Source organism: Providencia sp. PROV122 (assembly GCF_028482365.1).
Classification (GTDB): domain Bacteria; phylum Pseudomonadota; class Gammaproteobacteria; order Enterobacterales; family Enterobacteriaceae; genus Providencia; species Providencia stuartii.
The window spans coordinates 133,744-155,045 of the sequence record NZ_JAMPQI010000004.1; the positions used below are offsets into that span (position 1 = coordinate 133,744).

Consider the following 21,302-nt stretch of genomic DNA (forward strand, 5'->3'; position numbering starts at 1 on the left):
ATAAAGCTTTAAGGATTAAAATGTCACAAACTGCTTTTTCAACCGATGCGGTACAAACAATCAATCCGCACTCTCAAAAACTGGCCTATATCCGCCAGCAAATCCTAACACTATTTTTGGATGACGAGGAGTTCGTCCAAGCTCTGATTGAGCACGACCAACATGTTAGTTTGAGTGATAAAGCATTAAGTGAAAAAATCAATGCTGTAAAAGAATTATTGATTGACTTACATGCCGCGGATATCGCCGATATTTTAGAGATGTTGCCTTATGATGAACGTCTCGCACTTTGGCATCTGATCGATAACACCGAACGCGGTGAGGTGTTAGTCGAAGCTTCTGTCGCTGTTTGGGATAGCCTGATTAAGGATATGTCTGACAGGGAACTTCTACGCGCTGTTGCTAACCTACATGTTGATGAACAAGCGTATATTGCAGAGCATTTACCACAAGATACCATGCGTAGGTTATTGACCTACCTTGATCCAAGCTTACGAAGTCGTATTCGTGAAGTTCTGCAATATGCAAAAGACAGCGTCGGTCAAATGATGGATTTCGAATTTGTCACCGTACGTCCAAATGTCACGCTAAAAACCGTTCAACGCTATTTACGCCAGCGCGGTAAAATTCCAGAAGCAACAGATAAAATCTTTGTTGTCGACAATAATAACTATTTGCAGGGTGAATTACCTCTAACAACCATATTAACGCAATCCCCTGAGCGGATTGTGGCTGACGTGATGAAAACAGACACGGTCACTTTCTTGCCAGATGAAAAAGGCGAAGATGCAGCCAGTGCGTTCGAACGTTATGACTTGATCTCCGCCGCGGTGGTTGACAGCAGTGGTCTATTGATGGGTCGTTTAACCGTTGAAGATATCGTTGATAACTTAAATGAAGAAAACGATAACAGCATCCGTCGTATGGGGGGGTTAAGCCCTGAAGAAGACGTGTTCGCCCCTGTCGGTCAAGCCGTCAAAACGCGTTGGACATGGCTAGCCATCAACCTGTGTACTGCGTTCGTCGCATCACGGGTGATTGGGGTATTCGAAGATACCATTTCCCAATTAGTTGCCTTAGCCACCTTAATGCCTATTGTTGCAGGTATTGGGGGGAATACGGGTAACCAAACAATTACCATGATCGTACGTGCGATTGCGTTACACCAAATCCAAACCGGAAGCTTCTCATTCTTAATGCTCAGAGAGCTAGGCGTTGCCTTTATTAACGGTGTTGTTTGGGGGGGGATCATGGGGGTTATCACCTATTTCCTCTATGGCGACCTTGCAATGGGAGCCGTAATGACGCTCGCGATGATCTTAAACTTACTCATGGCGGCAATTATGGGGGTACTTATCCCTCTCATTATGCTTAAACTTGGTAAAGACCCTGCCATCGGCTCCAGTGTAATGATCACCGCTATCACTGACACAGGTGGTTTCTTTATCTTCTTAGGCTTAGCCACCCTGTTCTTGGTTTAACCGCCTACTTGGCATACCCAGAAAATAATACGCTGGGTATGCCTAATGATAATATTCCGCCCTTCTCGCCTTTGCCGACATATTTAGACTGAAAATTTCCTAAATAACGACTCAATGAATGCTATTTCATTTTTCAGCTATTTTTAATTTTCATTACTATTATTAAGATTATTAATTACGAATAATCAAATTAATAATTTGTTACTTTATCGATGAATTAATCGGCGAAAACAGATGTGAAATAACCAATTCCCCTGCCTTTTTTGAAAAAGAACTATATGATCTGCTGCAAAAAATCATTTATTAACATCAAATAATGTTATTGTTTTAAGCAATAGATGATAAAATCAATCAATATAATACAAATAGAATATTCATCTTGTTTTGAGAGTTGCGGTTTACAAAATATGGAATTTCCTGCTATAAATGAGGGTATGCATAAAGATACAGAGTATTAACTAGGTTATTCCATCCAACGTTTTATACCATTTATCTGCACATACTTAATATTATTTACTGACGCGTAGTCGGTAAATATAGCTGTTATTCCGAATTTAAAACAAAAAAATATATTCGGTATTTTAAAAGGATAATATTATGACATCGCAAACAACCAGCCAGCCCTCGGCAAGGCCATTGAAAAAAGAGGATTATAAAACATTAGGGTTGTCATCTTTAGGTGGAACTCTTGAATTTTATGATTTTGTTATTTTCGTTTTTTACGCGAAAATTATTTCACAACTCTTTTTCCCTAGTGGTAACGCAGTTCTCGCCCTCTTGGCAACGCTCGGTTTGTTTGCGGCCGGTTATCTCGCGCGCCCACTCGGTGGCATCATCATGGCACACTTTGGTGATAAACTCGGCCGTAAGAAAATGTTCACCCTCAGTATTTTCATGATGGCATTCCCGACATTCGTGATCGGTTTCTTACCAACCTATGCGTCTATTGGCGCTGCCGCACCAATATTGCTGTTATTGATGCGTATTATGCAAGGCGCCGCGATTGGCGGCGAAATGCCTGGGGCATGGGTATTTATCGCTGAACATACCCCAAAACAGCGCTACGGCCTCGGTGTTGGAACATTAACCTCTGGTATCACAGGCGGTATTTTATTAGGGTCTATCGTCGCTATCATCATTGAGAACAGTTATACCTCACAAGAGATCCATGACTTTGCATGGCGTATTCCATTTATTCTTGGTGGTATTTTTGGCTTTATTTCTGTTTATTTACGCCGTTTTTTGGAAGAGACACCTATTTTTAAAGAGTTGGCTGCTAAAAAAGCTTTAGCGGATGAGTTACCCGTTAAGACTGTTGTGAAGTCTCATAAACAAGCCTGCTTGATCACCGCGGCACTGACATGGTCATTATCAACAGCCATCGTTGTAACCATTTTGATGACGCCTGATATCGTGCTTCAAGGGATCTATCAAATTGACCGAAATATCGCCTTACAAGCTAACTGTGCAGCAACATTGACATTAACTTTAGGCTGTATTTTTTGGGGTTGGTTCGGCGATAAGATGGGAACGCGCGCTTCAATGACCTTGTCATGGGGTGGTCTGGCGGTGACTGCATTGTATTTTTATTCATCTTTGTCGCCAGAGATTTCAGCAACGACTTTGATTTTTAACTATGGCTTAATGGGCTTTTTTGTTGGCGCGATTGCAACGACACCAATTGTCAGTACGCGCGCGTTTCCACCTGAAATCCGTTATTCCGGCTTATCATTTGCCTACAATATTGCCTATGCAGTCTTTGGGGGTCTGACACCAATGTTAACGGGAACATGGTTGCAACAATCTCATATGGCACCTGCCTACTATGTTGCCGCGGTTTCTTTACTGGCTGTCGCTGTCGCCTATATTCCTTTAGCATGGAAAGGATGGACAGTGAATGCTGAGCAAGACAAAGAAACATTAGGGGCATTAAACACCAGTACAACTCGCTAATTGACCTCATTTCTTTAATCCATTAACGTATAAACCTGTGGTGATTAATTCCCACAGGTTTTTTTATACAATGTTAGTCAACTAATCTGCCGATTCTGCACACTAGTTGACGTTTTTTTCATATTTCCTTCATTTTTACGTGTAACCCCCACGCTAAACTATTAACATATCGCAACTGACTAATTTTTAACTATATAGCAGGTTCATCTCTGCTAATTTAATCATCATAATATGATGCTTTTTTACTCGACTTTGAATTAAGCGAAAATATAAATGAATAAACAAAAACGCCGTACCACTCTAACCCGTTCAGCCATTTTCGTTGCCATCATTGTCGCTGCAGGTGCCGGTTGGTATTTTTATTCTCAAAATACGCCATCTGATACAGCACAAAACAGTGCTCGTCCTACACGATCAAATAGTGCGCCACACCGTATGCTTGCCCCCGTTCAATACGCTAATGCGCAAGAAAAAGTGGTTCCTCGCTATTTAACTGGTCTCGGCACAGTACAAGCTGCCAATGTAGTCACGGTCACGAGCCGTGTTGAAGGGCAATTGATGTCTTTGCATTTTACCGAAGGGCAACAGGTAAAAGCGGGCGATTTGCTTGCTGAAATCGATCCTCGCCCTTTTGAAGTCCAATTAGCTCAGGCAGAAGGCCAACTGGCTAAAGATAAAGCGACGTTGGCAAATGCTCGATTAGACTTAAATCGTTATCAAAAGCTTGCGGGAACAAAAGTGATTTCACAGCAAGAGCTAGATAACCAAAAAGCGCTCGTTTTACAGGCAGAAGGCAGTATTAAGGTCGATCAAGCCGCCGTTGATAATGCGAAGCTACAATTAACCTACAGTAAAATCACAGCCCCTATTTCAGGCCGTGTTGGTTTAAAACAGGTCGACGTCGGTAATTTTATTTCTGCGGGCACAGCAACCCCAATCGTGGTTATCACACAGACTCAACCTGCTGATGTGCTTTTTGCCCTTCCCGAGGGAGACATTCCTGCCGTACAAAAAGCTCAGTCCTCAAATCAACCGGTAAAAGTGGAAGCTTGGGATAGAAATAATATCGCGATGATCAGCGAAGGCTATTTGTTAAGTATAGATAATCAGATAGACCCTGCTACTGGCACACTAAAAATGAAAGCACGTTTTACGAACGAGCTACAAACTTTATTTCCAAATCAATTTGTGAACATCAAAATGCAGATCGAAACCTTGCAAAATGCCGTCGTTATCCCTACTGCGGCATTGCAGATGGGTAACGAAGGTCATTATGTTTGGGTACTGAACGATGATAATCGTGTGAGTAAACATGTTGTGACGGTAGGTATGCAAGATAGCCAGCAGGTGGTGATTGAAAGTGGGCTAACTGCAAATACAAAAGTGATTACTGACGGTGTCGACCGTTTAACAGATGGCACCAGCGTGGAAGTAGTTAACACCGAAACGGCTTCTAAATCCGCAAAACCACAAAAAAATAAAAATACAGCGGAGAAAGCCTGATGCAACCCGGGATCCAAAAAGGTGGCGGCCCTTCCCGCTTATTTATTTTACGTCCAGTCGCTACCACCTTATTTATGGTAGCCATTCTGCTTGCAGGGATCATTGGCTATCGTTTCCTACCTGTATCGGCTTTACCAGAAGTCGATTATCCAACGATCCAAGTGGTCACCCTCTATCCGGGGGCGAGTCCTGAAGTCATGACATCCGCGGTAACCGCACCGCTAGAAACCCAGTTTGGGCAGATGTCTGGGCTAAAACAAATGTCTTCCCAAAGTTCAGGGGGCGCATCTGTGATCACCTTGATGTTCCAGCTAACACTCCCCTTGGAGGTTGCAGAACAGGAAGTTCAGGCCGCCATTAATTCAGCCTCAAGTTTACTGCCTTCAGATTTACCTTATCCGCCTATTTACAATAAGGTCAACCCAGCGGATCCACCGGTACTCACTCTCGCCGTCACTTCTGACGCCATGCCTTTGACACAAGTTCAAGACATGATTGAGAACCGTATTGCGCAAAAAATATCACAGGTCAATGGCGTGGGGCTTGTCACCCTTGCGGGTGGGCAACGCCCAGCGGTGCGAGTGAACTTAAACCCACAAGCGATGGCAGCAAAAGGATTAGACAGCGAGACGATCCGAGCCGCGATAAACAATGCTAACGTCAACTCAGCAAAAGGCAGTTTTGATGGCCCAACACGCGCGGTAACCCTCTCTGCAAATGACCAAATGAAATCCTTAGAGGACTATCGCCGCTTAATTGTGGCCTTTCAAAACGGTGCTCCCGTCCGTTTAGGTGATATCGCCACTATTGAGCAAGGGGCGGAAAACGCCTATCTAGGCGCGTGGGCAAATGCACAACAGGCTATTGTTATTAATGTACAACGCCAACCTGGCGCTAACGTTATCGAAACCACTGATACCATTCGCAACCTGCTTCCTGAGCTAATTGAAACACTGCCTAAATCGGTGGATGTGAAAATTTTAACGGATAGAACCAGCACAATCCGTGCCTCCGTTAGCGATGTGCAGTTTGAATTAATGCTTGCGATTGCACTGGTTGTCATGGTGATCTACCTGTTCCTACGCAACGGTATCGCGACACTCATTCCCGGTATTGCCGTTCCTCTTTCCCTTGTCGGCACCTTTGCCGTCATGTATTTCTGTGGTTTCTCTGTCAATAACCTCACTTTGATGGCTCTCACTATCGCCACAGGGTTTGTGGTCGATGATGCCATCGTGGTTATTGAAAATATTTCGCGCTACCTTGAACAAGGTGACAAGCCTGTCGTCGCCGCTTTAAAAGGCGCGGGAGAAATTGGTTTTACCATTATTTCATTAACATTTTCTTTGGTAGCAGTACTGATCCCATTACTGTTTATGGGCGATATTGTTGGTCGGTTGTTTAGGGAATTTGCCATCACCCTTGCCGTTGCCATTCTGATCTCGGCGGTAGTGTCCTTGACACTCACACCAATGATGTGTGCTCGCTTGTTAAAACCTGAATCAGAGCATAAACATAACCGCTTTGAAATCGCCTGCGAGCGCTTTTTTGACCGCATGATTGCAGGATATGCCATTTGGTTAAAGCGGATATTAAATCACCGCTGGCTAACACTTTCCGTTGCTATCGGCACGCTGGTTTTAACCGTATTACTGTATATGTGGATCCCGAAAGGTTTCTTTCCATTACAAGATAACGGGATCATTCAAGGCACCATTGAAAGCCGCCAATCCATCTCCTTTGTGGCTATGTCACAGAAACAGCAGGAAGTGGCTGAAAAATTACTGACTGATCCTGCGGTAGAAAATATCACCACTTATGTTGGGATAGATGGAACCAATCCGACTCTCAATAATGGGCGCATTCAAATTACCTTGAAGCCTTTAGATGAACGTCCAGATCGCGTCAATACGATTATTCCACGCTTGCAACGTTTAGCTGATAGCGTTTCTGGGGTCAATTTGTATTTGCAACCGATGCAAGACCTCACGATTGATACCCAATTGGCTCGCACCCAATATCAATTTACGCTGCAAGCAGGCTCGCTAGATGAACTTTCTCTTTGGGTGCCTAAGCTATTGAGCCAATTAAAACAACAGCCCGAGTTAGTGGATGTCAGCAGTGATTGGCAGGATAAAGGACTTGTCGCCTACGTTAATGTTGATAGAGATACGGCGAGTCGTTTTGGTATCACGATGGCTGCAATTGATAACGCCCTATACAATGCGTTCGGTCAACGCATGATCTCGACCATTTATACCCAATCGAATCAGTACCGCGTTATTATTGAGCATGATACGCAAACTCGCGATGGTATTAACGCCCTGAATGATATTCGTCTCAAAGGCACCGATGGCGCCATTGTGCCATTAAGCACGTTAGTCAATATTCAGGAAGGCTATGGGCCGCTTGCGATTAACCATTTGGATCAGTTCCCAGCAGCGACCTTCTCGTTTAATCTTGCTGACGATGCGTCTCTTGAGTCTGCGGTTAATGCGGTGAAAAATGCAGAAGCGCAAATTAATATGCCAAAATCCATTACGACTCAGTTCCAAGGCGCTACTTTAGCGTTTGAAGCCGCACTGAGTAGTACGGTTTGGTTAATTGCCGCCGCAATCATCGCCATGTATATCGTTCTTGGGATTTTATATGAAAGCTTTATTCATCCTATTACCATCCTCTCAACACTCCCTACTGCTGGCGTAGGGGCATTATTAGCTCTGATGATGGCTGGCAGCGAATTAGATGTGATTGCTGTTATTGGTATTATTTTGTTAATCGGGATAGTTAAAAAGAACGCAATCATGATGATTGACTTTGCACTTGCCGCCGAACGTGAGCAAGGCATGTCTCCTAAAGATGCTATTTACCAAGCCTGTTTATTACGATTCCGCCCAATATTGATGACCACCATGGCGGCTCTGCTCGGCGCATTACCGCTGATGCTCAGTAGCGGCGTAGGTGCAGAGCTTCGTCAACCACTTGGGATCTGTATGGTGGGAGGGCTGATTATGAGTCAGATCTTAACCCTATTTACGACACCGGTGATTTATCTGTTATTTGATAGCCTTTCAAATAACTTAAAAGCACGCCGCCAAAGTCGCAAACAACAGGTGTCATAATGAAGCGTTTCTTTGCCTTATTCATTAGTCGCCCTGTTGCAACCACACTGATTAGCGTTGCAATCTCGCTATGTGGTGCGCTGAGCTTCATTTTTTTGCCCGTTGCACCACTGCCACAAGTTGACTACCCCGTAATAAACGTGACAGCGTCACTTCCTGGGGCATCCCCAGAAACCATGGCATCGTCTATTGCAACGCCGTTAGAGCGTTCATTGGGAAGTATTGCGGGTATCAGTGAAATGACCTCCAGCAGTTCGCTTGGTCGTACCACCATCACCCTCGAATTTAATCTTGATAAAGACATTAACAACGCTGCCCGTGAAGTACAAGCCGCGATAAATGCGGCACAAACCTTGTTACCGAGCGGAATGCCAAGCAAGCCTCGATACTATAAATCGAACCCTTCCGACGCCCCTATTATGATCTTAACCTTAACCTCTAAGACGATGAGTACAGGTGAGATTTATGATATTGCATCAACCCGTTTATCACAGCGTATAGCGCAAATTGAAGGGGTCAGTGAAGTCTCCGTTGGTGGTGGCTCCCTGCCCGCGGTACGTGTTGAGCTCAATCCAACGGCTCTATTTAATCAAGGCGTCTCCTTAGATAAGGTGCGCTCCGCAATCAGTAGCGCCAACGTGCGCCAACCTCAAGGCTACATTAACAACGATGACAGCCGCTGGCAGGTACAAACCAATGATGAGCTAAAAAAAGCAGTGGACTATCAACCTATCATCGTCCACTACAAAGAGGGCAATGCCGTCAAACTCAGTGATGTGGCGAATGTGAAAGATTCGGTTCAAGACGTACGTGCAGCAGGGATGTCAGGTGGTGAGCCCGCTATTTTGATTGTCATCCGTCGCGAAGCGGGAGCTAATATCATTGAAACCGTAAATCGCATTCGCGCAGAGCTTCCTGACTTCCAAGAGATGATCCCTGCCGCGATTGACCTAAAAGTAGCGCAGGACAGAACGCCGACGATCCGCGCTTCACTCGTTGAAGTCGAGCGCGCATTGATGATCGCTATTGCGTTAGTCATATTAGTTGTGTTGTTATTTCTGCGCTCTGGTCGCGCCACCCTGATCCCTGCAATTGCGGTTCCTGTATCTCTCATTGGCACCTTTACTGCCATGTATCTTTGCGGTTTCAGTTTAAATAACTTGTCATTAATGGCATTGACCGTCGCAACAGGCTTTGTTGTCGATGATGCGATTGTGGTACTCGAAAACATTTCACGTCATATCGAAAATGGCTGTAAACCCTTTATTGCTGCGGTCAGAGGGGTGAGTGAAGTCGGTTTTACGGTTGTTTCAATGAGCATCTCCCTCGTAGCCGTTTTTATTCCTTTATTATTAATGGAGGGGTTAGTTGGCCGGCTATTTCGTGAGTTTGCGATTACCCTCGCCACGGCAATTGGCATCTCGCTGGTCGTTTCGCTGACCCTCACCCCCATGATGTGCGCCCATTTGCTTAAACGACACAAAGGCAAACAGGCTGAAAAAACCAGTGTTATCGGCGGCTACTTACACCGTATACAAAACGGTTACGGTGCGACATTAAATTGGGTACTGTCTCATAAACGCAGTGTACTCGCTATCTTGTTCGCCACTATCGGATTGAACATTTATTTGTATATCGCTATCCCAAAAACATTTTTCCCTGAACAAGATACAGGCCGTTTACTTGGCTTTGTTCGTGCCGACCAAAGCATTTCATTTCAAGCAATGAAAGAGAAAATGACGCGCTTTATGCAGCAAGTGAATGCCGATCCTGCCGTGGATAGCGTGACAGGTTTTACTGGCGGAAGCCGTGTAAACAGCGGCTCCATGTTTATCTCATTGAAACCGATTGATGAACGTAAAGAGAGTGCCAACGCGGTAATCAACCGACTTCGAGCTAAGTTAGCTAAAGAGCCGGGAGCTAATTTATTTATGATGCCCGTGCAAGATATCCGTGTTGGTGGCCGTCAAGCGCATTCCAGTTATCAGTTTTCATTACTTGCCGATGAACTCAATGCGTTACGTGAATGGGAGCCTGCGGTACGTAAAGCCATTGCCGAACTCCCGCAAGTGACTGATGTAAACTCAGATAAAGAGGATAAAGGTGCTGAGATGGCCATTACCTATGATAGGGATTTAATGGCCCAACTTGGTATTGATGTGCGAGCCGCCAATGACCTGTTGAATAATGCCTTCGGACAACGTCAAATATCCACCATCTATGAACCCATGAACCAATACAAGGTGGTGATGGAAGTGGCGCCTGAATATACTCAGGATGTCAGTTCTCTCGACAAAATGTTTGTTATCAATAGTCGTGGAGACGCTATTCCATTATCTTATTTTGCCCGTTGGCAGCCCGCCAATGCCCCTTTGAGTGTTAACCACCAAGGGTTATCGGCATCATCCACTATCGCATTTAACATCGCTGAAGGTTATACCCTCAATGACGCCATTTCAGCTATCGAAAAAACCATGACCACACTTGGTGTGCCATCAACAATACGAGGCACTTTTGCGGGTACGGCTCAGATATTCCAAGATACCTTAAAATCACAATTGTTTTTAATTTTAGCGGCCATTGTCACTGTCTACCTTGTTTTAGGCATTTTGTATGAAAGCTATATTCATCCACTAACCATTTTATCCACACTACCTTCGGCGGGGGTCGGCGCTCTCCTCGCCTTAGAGTTATTTGATACCCCATTTAGTTTAATTGCTCTAATCGGCATTATGCTGCTGATTGGTATTGTGAAGAAAAATGCCATTATCATGGTGGATTTTGCTATCCAAGCACAACGTCAGCATGGTTTAACCGCACGTGAGGCGATTTTGCGTGCGAGCTTACTGCGCTTTAGGCCTATTTTAATGACGACGCTGGCAGCAATTTTTGGTGCCCTACCACTTGCTTTAGGCAGTGGTGATGGCGCGGAGTTACGCCAACCATTAGGTATCACTATTGTTGGTGGCTTAGTGATGAGTCAACTACTCACCTTATTCACAACACCGGTCGTCTATTTATGTTTCGATCAACTCAGACAGCGCTATACCAAAAAAGCGGTAGCTCTAAACGAATAAGGGCTTATATATAATGAAACTCAGATTTAATAGCGTCAGTACTCGATTATTTTTGGCTATCTTTGCAACATGCATACTCCTCGTTGTGATCATGCACCAAGGAGTACGTTTAAGCTTCCAGCATGGTTTTACCGACTATATTAAAGAAAATGACCAACAGCGTGCTGAGCTGATCGCTGACGCTCTTGCTGAGCAATACGATGAAACGGGGAGTTGGCGCTTCTTGATCCGTAATGAACGTGCTTTCTTTCATATTTTACGCAGCATTGAACACCACCAGCGCACCCTACCGCCGACTAAACCAAAGGGGTGGCGCTCATATTTTTGGGTTTATGATAGCCAAGACCGCCGAATATTAGGCCGCGATGTTCCTTTACCGGATGATGTTATCCGACAACCCGTCATCTCATCTAATGGCAAAACGGTAGGTTGGGTCATTGCAAGTAGTGGAGATGGGATTAGCAATGAAATTGACCGCCGTTTTGATGATCAACAGATGCTCACCAGTTGGTTTATTGCTGGCTTATCATTAATCGTTGCCTTGATTGCTACATTTTTCTTAGCACGTGGTTTTTTAAGACCCATCAAACGGCTGTTAGATGGGACGAACCAACTTGCCAATGGCGACTTTTCAACCCGCGTTCCTGAAGTCGGTCACGATGAACTCGGTCAGCTAGCAAAAGACTTTAATCACCTCGCATCAACGCTGGAAAAAAATGAGCATATGCGCCGAGACTATATGGCAGATATTTCTCATGAACTGCGCACTCCTCTATCCGTTTTGCAAGGTGAACTCGAAGCCGTTCAGGATGGCGTTCGCCAAGCGACACCTGAGACCATCAATTCATTACTGGCAGAGACACACACATTAATCAAATTAGTCAACGACCTACATCAACTTTCCCTGTCGGATAGAGGCTCGTTGGTGTATCGTATCCAATCTGCTGATATTGTGCCTTTAATTAATATGACCGTTGGGCAATCACGCTGGCGGCTCGAAGAAAAACAGCTTTCAGTTACGCTAAATTTACCTGAGCAGCAGATCATCAATATTGACCCAGACCGAATCACGCAGCTATTTTACAATTTGATGGAAAATAGCCTACGTTATACCGACCCGCAAGGTGAAATAGTCATTCGAGCCTTGGTTGAAGAGAATCAATTTTCTATTTATTGGGAAGACAGTGCACCGGGGTTAACTATCCAGCAGTGTAGCCACCTATTTGAGCGTTTCTATCGAGCCGAAGGGTCTCGTAACCGCGCTAGCGGAGGCTCTGGCTTAGGGTTAGCGATTTGCTATAATATCATTGAAGCGCATAAGGGAAGCATACACGCTAGCCCTTCCCCTTTAGGCGGCGTGTGCATTGCTATCCACTTACCGCTCAATCAAAAGGAAAATGAACAGTGACAGTGTTAGAGCCTTCAAGTGCCAACGTATTAATTGTTGAGGATGAGCCAAAACTTGGGCAACTGCTTTATGATTACCTTCAGGCGGCAGGTTATCAGCCTTCAATATTGCAGCGTGGTGATGAGGTCATTGACTATGTGCGTCAGCAACAACCCGACATTATCCTCCTTGATTTGATGCTACCGGGGATGGACGGGCTAACAATCTGCCGTGAACTGCGCAAATTTTGCGAGATACCGATCATTATGGTGACGGCTAAAACGGAAGAAATTGACCGCCTGTTAGGGTTAGAAATTGGTGCCGATGACTATATCTGTAAACCCTTTAGTCCTCGCGAAGTAGTCGCAAGGGTGAAGACTATTTTACGGCGTTGCCAACGCGCGGCTTCTCCGGATAAAAGCAGGCCCCAGCTCATTATCGATGAAAATGCGTTTCAAGTCCGCTATGGCGAACAACTGCTTGAGTTAACTCCCGCCGAGTTCCGTTTACTCAAGTTTATGTCGGACAACGCTGGCACCGTCTTTTCCCGTGACCAGCTATTAGATATTCTGTATGACGATCACCGCATCGTCACCGATAGAACAATTGATAGCCATGTTAAAAACTTACGGCGTAAACTCGAATTACTCGATAACGAGAAAACATTTATTCGCTCTATTTATGGTTTAGGTTATCGCTGGGATGAGGTGTAATCCTAGACATTGAGGCAAGTCAGTTATACTTACTATTTGTAGGGAATATTTTGATTTCCTGAAAAATAGAGTTAAAATCAGCTCCCTTTAAAATGCTTATCCGCCCTAGGGTAAGTACTGACTTGATATCAGACTGAGAAGCAACATGTTTACACCAGAATTATTATCGCCCGCAGGTTCATTAAAGAACATGCGTTATGCTTTTGCTTATGGCGCAGATGCCGTTTATGCAGGGCAACCTCGTTATAGCCTTCGCGTGCGTAACAACGAATTTAACCACGAAAACCTTGCTAAAGGGATCCAAGAAGCCCACGAACTTGGCAAAAAGTTCTATGTCGTTGTTAACATCGCACCGCATAATGCCAAGCTGAAAACCTTTATTCGCGACCTAACCCCTGTCATTGAAATGGGGCCAGATGCGTTGATCATGTCAGACCCTGGTTTGATTATGATGGTTCGCGAAGCCTTCCCTGACATGGATATTCATTTATCCGTACAAGCAAACGCAGTTAACTGGGCATCGGTAAAATTTTGGAAGCAAATGGGTCTGACTCGCGTCATTTTATCACGTGAGCTTTCACTTGAAGAAATCGCTGAAATTCGTAAACAGGTGCCTGATATTGAATTAGAGGTATTCGTTCACGGTGCACTGTGTATGGCCTACTCTGGCCGTTGCCTACTGTCAGGTTATATCAATAAACGCGACCCAAACCAAGGTACTTGCACCAACGCCTGCCGCTGGGAATATAAAGTTGAAGAAGGCAAAGAAGATGATGTGGGAAATATCGTGCATATGCATGAGCCTATCCCTGTCAAAAACATAGCGCCAACTTTAGGTGAAGGTGCCCCGACCGATAAAGTGTTTATGATCGAAGAGGCTAAACGTCCGGGTGAGTATATGACCGCCTTTGAAGACGAACATGGCACTTATATCATGAACTCCAAAGATTTACGCGCGATAGAACACGTTGAAAACTTGACTAAAATGGGTGTGCACTCCTTAAAAATTGAAGGACGCACAAAATCATTCTATTACTGTGCACGTACAGCACAAGTCTATCGCCGTGCAATTGATGATGCGGTTGCCGGTAAGCCATTCGACCCAACTCTCCTTTCGACCTTAGAAGGCTTAGCTCACCGTGGCTATACCGAAGGCTTTTTACGCCGTCACACCCATGATGCCTATCAAACCTATGAATATGGCTATTCGGTTTCTGAAACTCAGCAATTTGTGGGTGAATTTACGGGTAAACGTGTTAACGGCCTCGCAGAAGTTGACGTCAAAAATAAATTTAGTCTAGGTGATAGCTTAGAATTAATGACTCCAGCTGGAAACATTGTGTTTACCCTTGATGCGCTCCATAACCGTAAAGGGGAAGCCATTGACGTGGCACCGGGCAACGGTCATATTGTTTATCTGCCTGTTCCTGATGATGTTGATCTAAATTTTGGCCTGCTAATACGTAACCTATCAGGCACAACGACTCGCTCACCACATCAAACTGAATCATCAACTACGGCTTAATTTCGTTACGCATTAAGCTAATTGATTATAATGCTAGAATTCATTAATTTAATTGATTGAATTTCTAGCATTTTTTATTTTTCCGTTTCAAACTATCTCAGTATAAAACATCAACTTCAATTGATAATCATTCTCATAAATAGTGTTTTACCGTAAAAATGTATTTAATATCCATTTTTATGCAATAGATCACAACAATTAGCTATTCAATGTCGTATAGTCACAATCGAAAATGAAGAACTAGAAAGTCATAAAATAAGACTAGGAACCACCTCCTTGGCTGGCTCAATCTCCCTTGAGCTAGCCATTTCTTTTTTATCTCCCCTATAGAATGATTTAATCTATCAATGTGATTATTGAATTATTGTCATTTATCCCTCCGTTGTGTCTATACTGTGATCACTGTTGTTATCACTACAAGGATCAAAATGGCTATCGATAAACTTCATCGCGCACTTATCATCCTCAACGGTAAACAATCTGCCAACCCTGAGCTAAGAAAAGCCATCTACCAGCTACGTGAAGAAGGTCATACAATTTTGGTGAGGATCCCATGGGAAACCAGTGAATTACCTACTTTTATTGATGAAGCAATCCGCGAAGGTGCAGAAACAATTATCGCCGGTGGCGGCGATGGCACAATTAACGCTGTAGCCAGTGCGTTAATGCGCTTACCTGAAAAGCAACGCCCCGCGATTGGTATCTTACCGCTAGGTACAGCTAATGATTTTGCTACTGGCGCCAACATCCCTATGGATATCCATGCTGCTTTAGCATTAGCAGTAAAAGGCAAATCAGTGGCGATAGATATTGCTAGAGTCAATCATGATGCTTTTTTTATGAATATGGCCACGGGGGGGTTTGGCACTCGGATCACAACAGAAACGCCGGATGCTCTTAAGTCAGCACTGGGTGGCGCAGCTTATGTTATTAATGGCTTGTTGCGCCCTGACACACTAAAAACGGATACCTGTCGGATTGAAACAGAGCATTTTCATTGGGAAGGCGAAACTCTGGTTGTTGCTATCGGTAATGGAATACAGGCGGGTGGTGGACAACAATTAACCCCCGATGCATTAATCGATGATGGTAAATTGAATTTGCTCATCATACCCGCTCGCGATGTGATACCCGCTCTACTGACCAATTTGTTCAGCAATGATAAAAATCAGCATTTAATTGAAAAAACAACTCGTTGGGTAAAAATTTCATCGCCCCATGAAATGGTATTTAATTTGGACGGAGAGCCGCTTTCTGGTGAAACTTTCACCTTTGAATTACTACCTGAAGCGATCCACTGCCGGTTACCGCCTCAATGTGGCTTGTTATCTTAAATTTTATGATTAACATCCCCTAGACTTTTGTTAAATGGAGGAAGTCATGACTGATATCGCTAAGCTGTTAGGTTCCGAAGCTTCAACTCTTTTAGACCATCGTTGCCAAACTATCCCTCGTGAAAACCTTTATCTGCCTGGCTCAGATTTTGTTGACCGTGTGATGATCGATAATAACCGCCCCAATAGTGTACTTCGTTCAATGCAGACTTTATTTAACCATGGTCGCTTAGCTGGCACAGGTTATCTGTCTATTCTTCCCGTTGACCAAGGCGTTGAACACTCAGCCGCTGCCTCATTTGCTGCCAACCCGCTCTATTTTGACCCTAAAAATATTGTCGAATTAGCGATTGAGGCTGGTTGTAACTGCGTAGCCTCTACCTATGGTGTCTTAGCTGCCGTTTCGCGCCGCTACGCGCATAAAATTCCTTTCTTAGTCAAACTGAACCATAACGAAACCCTCAGTTACCCTACTCAATACGACCAAACCTTATATGCCAGTGTTGAACAAGCGTTTGAAATGGGTGCCGTTGCGGTCGGTGCGACTATCTATTTCGGCTCTCCTGAGTCTCGTCGCCAAATTGAAGAGATTTCTGCGGCATTTGAACGAGCACATGAACTCGGCATGGTAACCGTTCTATGGGCTTATTTACGCAATTCCGCATTTAAAAAAGATGGCGTTGATTACCACGCAAGTGCCGATTTAACGGGGCAAGCAAACCATATCGCGGCAACTATCGGTGCGGATATCGTAAAACAAAAAATGGCTGAAAATAACGGCGGCTATAAAGCGATTGGCTTTGGTCACACCGATGAGCGCGTGTATACCAAACTCACAACCGATAACCCAATCGACCTTGTTCGTTATCAATTAGCGAACTGTTATATGGGGCGTGCAGGTCTTATCAACTCAGGTGGCGCTTCTGGACAAAATGATCTGAGCGAATCAGTACGCACTGCGGTTATCAATAAACGTGCAGGCGGCATGGGGCTCATCTTAGGCCGTAAAGCCTTTAAGAAATCCATGCAAGAAGGTGTGGCATTGATCAATGCCGTACAGGATGTTTACCTCAGTAAAGACGTGACTATCGCTTAATTCGCCTCGCTTATGCCCTCATACGAGGGCATTTTCAATCTATGCATTACCACCATGCATGAAAATGGTGAACCGGCCCAATCCCCGACCCCACTTCTAAGCTATCTGCTTGCTCTAACGCCGCTTGTAAATAAGCTTTTGCTTCCGGAACAGTCTGTTGCCAATCCTTAAAGCGTGGCCTTAATGCAGCGAGTGCAGCAGACAATGTACATCCCGTACCGTGTGTATGACGAGTATTCACTCTTGGTGAGGTAAAACGCCATTCACCTTCTGAAGTTATTAACCAATCAGGGCTTTCACTGTCGCTAAGATGCCCCCCTTTCATCAAAACAGCTTGGCACCCCATATCCAGTAATCGATGCCCTTGACTTAACATTTGAGATTCTGTTTTGGCAGTGTGTTCACCTAATAGCGAGGCAGCTTCAGGTAAATTCGGGGTAATCAATGATACCAATGGCAACAGCTTTCGTCTCATTGCATCAACGGCATCAGGCTGTAGTAGAGGATCGCCACTTTTGGCAATCATGACCGTATCTAAAATCACATGAGGGATGTTGTACTGCTCTAAAGCCTGAGCAACGACCGCAATCACTTTCTGATTAAACAGCATGCCAATTTTAGCACTGTCAATGCGTACGTCACTGAGTACGGATTCAAGTTGTGCTGCCACGAACGTCTCAGGGAGTTCATGAACTGATTGAACACCACGGGTATTTTGCGCCACCAACGCCGTCATGACACTCGTGCCATAAGCACCAAGAGCCGAAAAGGTTTTTAAATCTGCTTGGATCCCCGCTCCACCCGATGGGTCTGTTCCCGCGATGGTTAACGCATTGATTCTCATGAAATCTCACTCCTAAGCACAACGTAAGGAGCGGTCTTATTGGAAGGTTTATCATTGACGCTTCCGACTTCCCTACGCTGGCATTATCCAGATCAGGTAATACGGGTGCTTCTCAGTCTTTATCGACGCCCCGAGCCAAAAATACTTATAGAGTATCGCATTTTTCCTTGCTACAAACCAGCCTATCCACCACTTGCTGACGCCTGTTATTCAGGAAAAACCGAATAATACTCGCATTAGTATCTAAATAATTAAGACTATTGCCAATATTAGTAAATATCAATTAATGCTGTTATATCGCACCTAGGTAATCTAAAATAATTAATGAGCACAATCATTTCGTGAGCAGTGATATTTTTGGCTCACTACCTCAATCTACAATATCCAAAACATGCATTAACCTGAGTCGGATTTACCATGAGAGTTAACAAAAAATTGCAGCAAGTTGTAGGGGCATCAGCCTTAATGATGACCGCCTTCTGCTTTGCTTCATCCCCTTCTACTGATAAGGAGTCTGAGGGGCTATGGGATAAATTTACCCGAAATGTCAGTACCACTTGGGATTCAAATCAATACGATATCTATGTTCCCGTTTTAACATGGCATAACCGCTTTACTTACGATAAAGAGAAAACCGATAGTTATAACGAAACCCCATGGGGATTTGGGCTAGGTAAATATCGCTATGATGAAGACAATGACTGGCATGCACTATATGCTATGGCATTCATGGACTCTCATAATAAAGTAGAGCCAATCGCGGGCTATGCTTATCAAAAAATGTGGATCCCTGGGGAACTAGACGGTTTTAAAATGGGGGCTGGCTTCACCTTGAGTGTAACCGCGCGTGATGATTATTATTACATCCCGCTGCCACTTCCTCTTCCATTAGTTTCTATGGAGTATGACAGATTAGCACTGCAAGCAACCTATATCCCTGGAACATATAACAACGGTAACGTGCTCTTTGCTTGGTTACGTTGGCAATGGTAATACCAACCTTTTATTAAGCACCTAAAAAAATAGCCAGTCACAACGCTCTGTCACTGGCTATTTTATTGTTTAAATGAAGTTATTCAGCAACTTTCCGATAAGTTAAATACCCGATAACGCCACCACCGCCATCTTTTGGGTGATTTACGCCATCCATCACATTGACTGTCTCAAAATCAAAAGGTGAAACACCCTCTAGGCAAGCCACATTGACCCCATATTGTTCAGGGTTTGAACGTCGTTGATGAAAGGTATAAATGCCACACATTGAGCAGAAAAAGTGGGCGGCTTGGCGTGTATTGAAACGATACTCCGTCAATTTATCTTTGCCTTCGATAATTTCAATACCTGATAACGGAGCAGAGACCGCAATTGCTCCCCTCATACGACAGTAGGAGCAATTGCATCTTCTTGCGGTATTCAATCCATCGGATAGTGTGACTTTGAATTTAACGCTGCCACAGTGGCACTGAGCAAACCGTGTATCCATAGTGTCTCCTATCAATGTATTGAATAAATTACACTAATTGATATGAGTGCTAATTAATTAGCTGTCGATGCCTTCTTTTTCGCCATTCCTTGTTTTTTCGCACCTGAGAATTGATAGCCAATCCACAGGACGCCTATCCATAATGGCATAATCAGTACAGAAATTCTCAAACTCTCCATCATCAAGATCACAATCAAGATCAATGCCAAGAAAGCGAGACACAAGTAGTTGCCGAACGGATACCAGATACTTTTAAACTTAGTTTCAATACCTTGCTTGTTCATTTGCGCTCTAAACTTTAAGTTAGAAATACAAATCATAATCCAGTTAATGACTAGCGTTGTCACAACTAATGACATTAAAAATACAAAGGCTTTCCCTTCCATCACAAAATTGATCAAGATACCTACCGAAGTCACAATACCTGAAACAATTAATGCCATAATAGGTACACCACCTTTATTGACTTTCGCCAGAAACTTAGGTGCATTATCTTGTTGAGCAAGGCCAAATAGCATACGGCTGGTACAGTATACGCCGCTGTTATAAACGGACAGCGCCGCTATCAACATAACCACATTTAATGCGTTGGCGACCAGAGCATCACCTAAATTATGGAAGATGATATAAAATGGGCTTGTATCGTTATCTAATTTAACCCATGGGTACAACAGCAATAAAATTAATATCGAGCCTATATAGAAAATCAAGATACGATAAACAACTTGGTTAATCGCTTTAGGAATGCTTTGTTCAGGTTTTTCAGCTTCTGCGGCGGTGATCCCGACCAACTCTAAGCCACCAAATGAAAACATAATAATAGCAAGAGCCATTAATAAACCAAGAAAATCGTTAGCAAAGAAACCGCCATATTCCCATAGGTTAGACAGCCCAGATTCTGAACCACCTCGCCCACTAAACAGTAAATAACAACCAAAGAGGATCATCGCAACAATTGCAACCACCTTGATTAAGGCAAACCAGAACTCAGTTTCACCATAAGCGCGCACATTAATAAAGTTGACCGCATTTACAACGATAAAAAAGACGATGGCAGAAACCCAAATCGGTAAATCAGGCCACCACCCTTGCATATATTTCCCCGCGGCAGTCAGTTCCGTCATCCCAACGAGGATAAACATAAACCAATAATTCCATCCGGAGAGGAAGCCTGCAAAGCCTCCCCAATACTTAAATGCGAAGTGACTAAATGAACCTGCAACAGGCTCTTGAACGATCATTTCCCCTAACTGGCGCATGATCAGAAAAGCAATAACCCCACATAATGCATACCCTAACAATACCGAAGGGCCTGCCATTTTGATGGTTGTTGCTATTCCAAGAAACAGCCCTGTGCCAACGGCACCTCCCAAAGCAATCAATTGGATATGCCTATTCTTTAATCCACGCTTTAGCGTTTGCTGCTCTTGCGCCATAACTTTACCCTTATCATCCTATGTACTTGCTTGTTATCTCTATTGATTGAGCTAAGCATACAAGTTTATTTGAATTTTATTATTAACACTACTGAAACACATACTCTGCCCTATCTTGAGCCTTTATCATATTAAATATTGATGTTATCTGATAAAGATGCGCAAGACGCACAGTATGGCGTATTAAAGGATAAAATCAAAACGGTAACAAGTCAGTTATTTGACATATTCCAAATATAAAATTTTCACCACCTTGGTCGCAAAGGCTATCCATGGCTAAAAGATATAAAAAAATACAGGTTATCACGATGCATACACCGATGATCAATTTGTATTTCAACAATACTC

Annotated in this window: 15 protein-coding genes and 1 riboswitch; of the genes, 11 read left to right on the top strand and 4 right to left on the bottom strand. The window is 43.9% G+C overall.

Annotated elements, in window-relative coordinates; translation table 11 throughout:
- The first annotated feature begins 20 nt into the window (after positions 1-20).
- The 10 genes from mgtE to fbaB all read left to right on the top strand — a co-directional run bounded on the left by mgtE (position 21) and on the right by fbaB (position 17,191).
- Positions 21-1,481 (top strand): magnesium transporter, encoded by a 1,461-nt coding sequence (gene mgtE / locus PSE69_RS03855; protein WP_004920674.1) that lies wholly within the window; start codon positions 21-23, stop codon positions 1,479-1,481.
- Between the two features lie 597 nt (positions 1,482-2,078).
- The gene (locus PSE69_RS03860) at positions 2,079-3,434 is read left to right on the top strand and encodes an MFS transporter (RefSeq protein ID WP_004920676.1); all 1,356 of its coding nucleotides are present in this window, start codon (positions 2,079-2,081) and stop codon (positions 3,432-3,434) included.
- 273 nt (positions 3,435-3,707) lie between these two features.
- A complete protein-coding gene (locus PSE69_RS03865; RefSeq protein WP_004920679.1) occupies positions 3,708-4,937 on the top strand; it encodes an MdtA/MuxA family multidrug efflux RND transporter periplasmic adaptor subunit in 1,230 nt (409 codons plus the stop codon).
- A complete protein-coding gene (locus tag PSE69_RS03870; protein ID WP_121874710.1) occupies positions 4,937-8,059 on the top strand; it encodes an MdtB/MuxB family multidrug efflux RND transporter permease subunit in 3,123 nt (1,040 codons plus the stop codon). The genes PSE69_RS03865 and PSE69_RS03870 overlap by 1 nt, the downstream gene beginning before the upstream one ends.
- Positions 8,059-11,136 carry a multidrug efflux RND transporter permease subunit MdtC gene (gene mdtC, locus PSE69_RS03875; protein ID WP_061063939.1) on the top strand — a complete coding sequence of 1,026 codons (3,078 nt, stop codon included), beginning with the start codon at positions 8,059-8,061 and terminating at the stop codon, positions 11,134-11,136. Before PSE69_RS03870 ends, mdtC begins: the two co-directional genes overlap by 1 nt.
- 13 nt (positions 11,137-11,149) lie before the next feature.
- On the top strand, positions 11,150-12,544 hold the full coding sequence (gene baeS, locus PSE69_RS03880) for a two-component system sensor histidine kinase BaeS (protein ID WP_014656130.1): 1,395 nt from the start codon (positions 11,150-11,152) through the stop codon (positions 12,542-12,544).
- Positions 12,541-13,236 carry a two-component system response regulator BaeR gene (gene baeR, locus PSE69_RS03885; protein WP_014656131.1) on the top strand — a complete coding sequence of 232 codons (696 nt, stop codon included), beginning with the start codon at positions 12,541-12,543 and terminating at the stop codon, positions 13,234-13,236. Before baeS ends, baeR begins: the two co-directional genes overlap by 4 nt.
- A gap of 145 nt (positions 13,237-13,381) precedes the next feature.
- A complete protein-coding gene (gene trhP, locus PSE69_RS03890; protein WP_004920692.1) occupies positions 13,382-14,761 on the top strand; it encodes a prephenate-dependent tRNA uridine(34) hydroxylase TrhP in 1,380 nt (459 codons plus the stop codon).
- 428 nt (positions 14,762-15,189) lie between these two features.
- On the top strand, positions 15,190-16,095 hold the full coding sequence (gene yegS / locus PSE69_RS03895) for a lipid kinase YegS (protein WP_004920694.1): 906 nt from the start codon (positions 15,190-15,192) through the stop codon (positions 16,093-16,095).
- A 46-nt stretch (positions 16,096-16,141) separates the two neighbouring features.
- Entirely contained in the window at positions 16,142-17,191 is a 1,050-nt protein-coding gene (gene fbaB, locus PSE69_RS03900; RefSeq protein WP_036940565.1) for a class I fructose-bisphosphate aldolase, read from the top strand.
- 46 nt (positions 17,192-17,237) lie between these two features.
- On the opposite strand, the gene thiD is transcribed toward fbaB, so the two are convergent.
- Positions 17,238-18,035, bottom strand: a complete 798-nt coding sequence (gene thiD / locus PSE69_RS03905; RefSeq protein ID WP_004920698.1) for a bifunctional hydroxymethylpyrimidine kinase/phosphomethylpyrimidine kinase — start codon at positions 18,033-18,035, stop codon at positions 17,238-17,240.
- A gap of 52 nt (positions 18,036-18,087) precedes the next feature.
- A riboswitch (TPP riboswitch) is annotated at positions 18,088-18,178 on the bottom strand.
- Between the two features lie 274 nt (positions 18,179-18,452).
- Between thiD and pagP the strand changes: the two genes are divergently transcribed.
- Positions 18,453-19,028 carry a lipid IV(A) palmitoyltransferase PagP gene (gene pagP, locus PSE69_RS03910; RefSeq protein WP_014656133.1) on the top strand — a complete coding sequence of 192 codons (576 nt, stop codon included), beginning with the start codon at positions 18,453-18,455 and terminating at the stop codon, positions 19,026-19,028.
- A gap of 79 nt (positions 19,029-19,107) precedes the next feature.
- Here the strand turns inward: pagP and PSE69_RS03915 are convergent, their stop codons facing one another.
- From PSE69_RS03915 to mgrB, 3 genes are all read right to left on the bottom strand, one after another.
- Complete coding sequence (locus PSE69_RS03915) at positions 19,108-19,518, bottom strand: GFA family protein (RefSeq protein ID WP_036940567.1); 411 nt, start codon at positions 19,516-19,518, stop codon at positions 19,108-19,110.
- Positions 19,519-19,571: 53 nt separating this feature from the next.
- Complete coding sequence (locus PSE69_RS03920) at positions 19,572-20,954, bottom strand: amino acid permease (RefSeq protein WP_004920703.1); 1,383 nt, start codon at positions 20,952-20,954, stop codon at positions 19,572-19,574.
- A gap of 196 nt (positions 20,955-21,150) precedes the next feature.
- The gene (mgrB, locus tag PSE69_RS03925; protein ID WP_376738365.1) at positions 21,151-21,261 is read right to left on the bottom strand and encodes a PhoP/PhoQ regulator MgrB; all 111 of its coding nucleotides are present in this window, start codon (positions 21,259-21,261) and stop codon (positions 21,151-21,153) included.
- Positions 21,262-21,302: the final 41 nt, after the last annotated feature.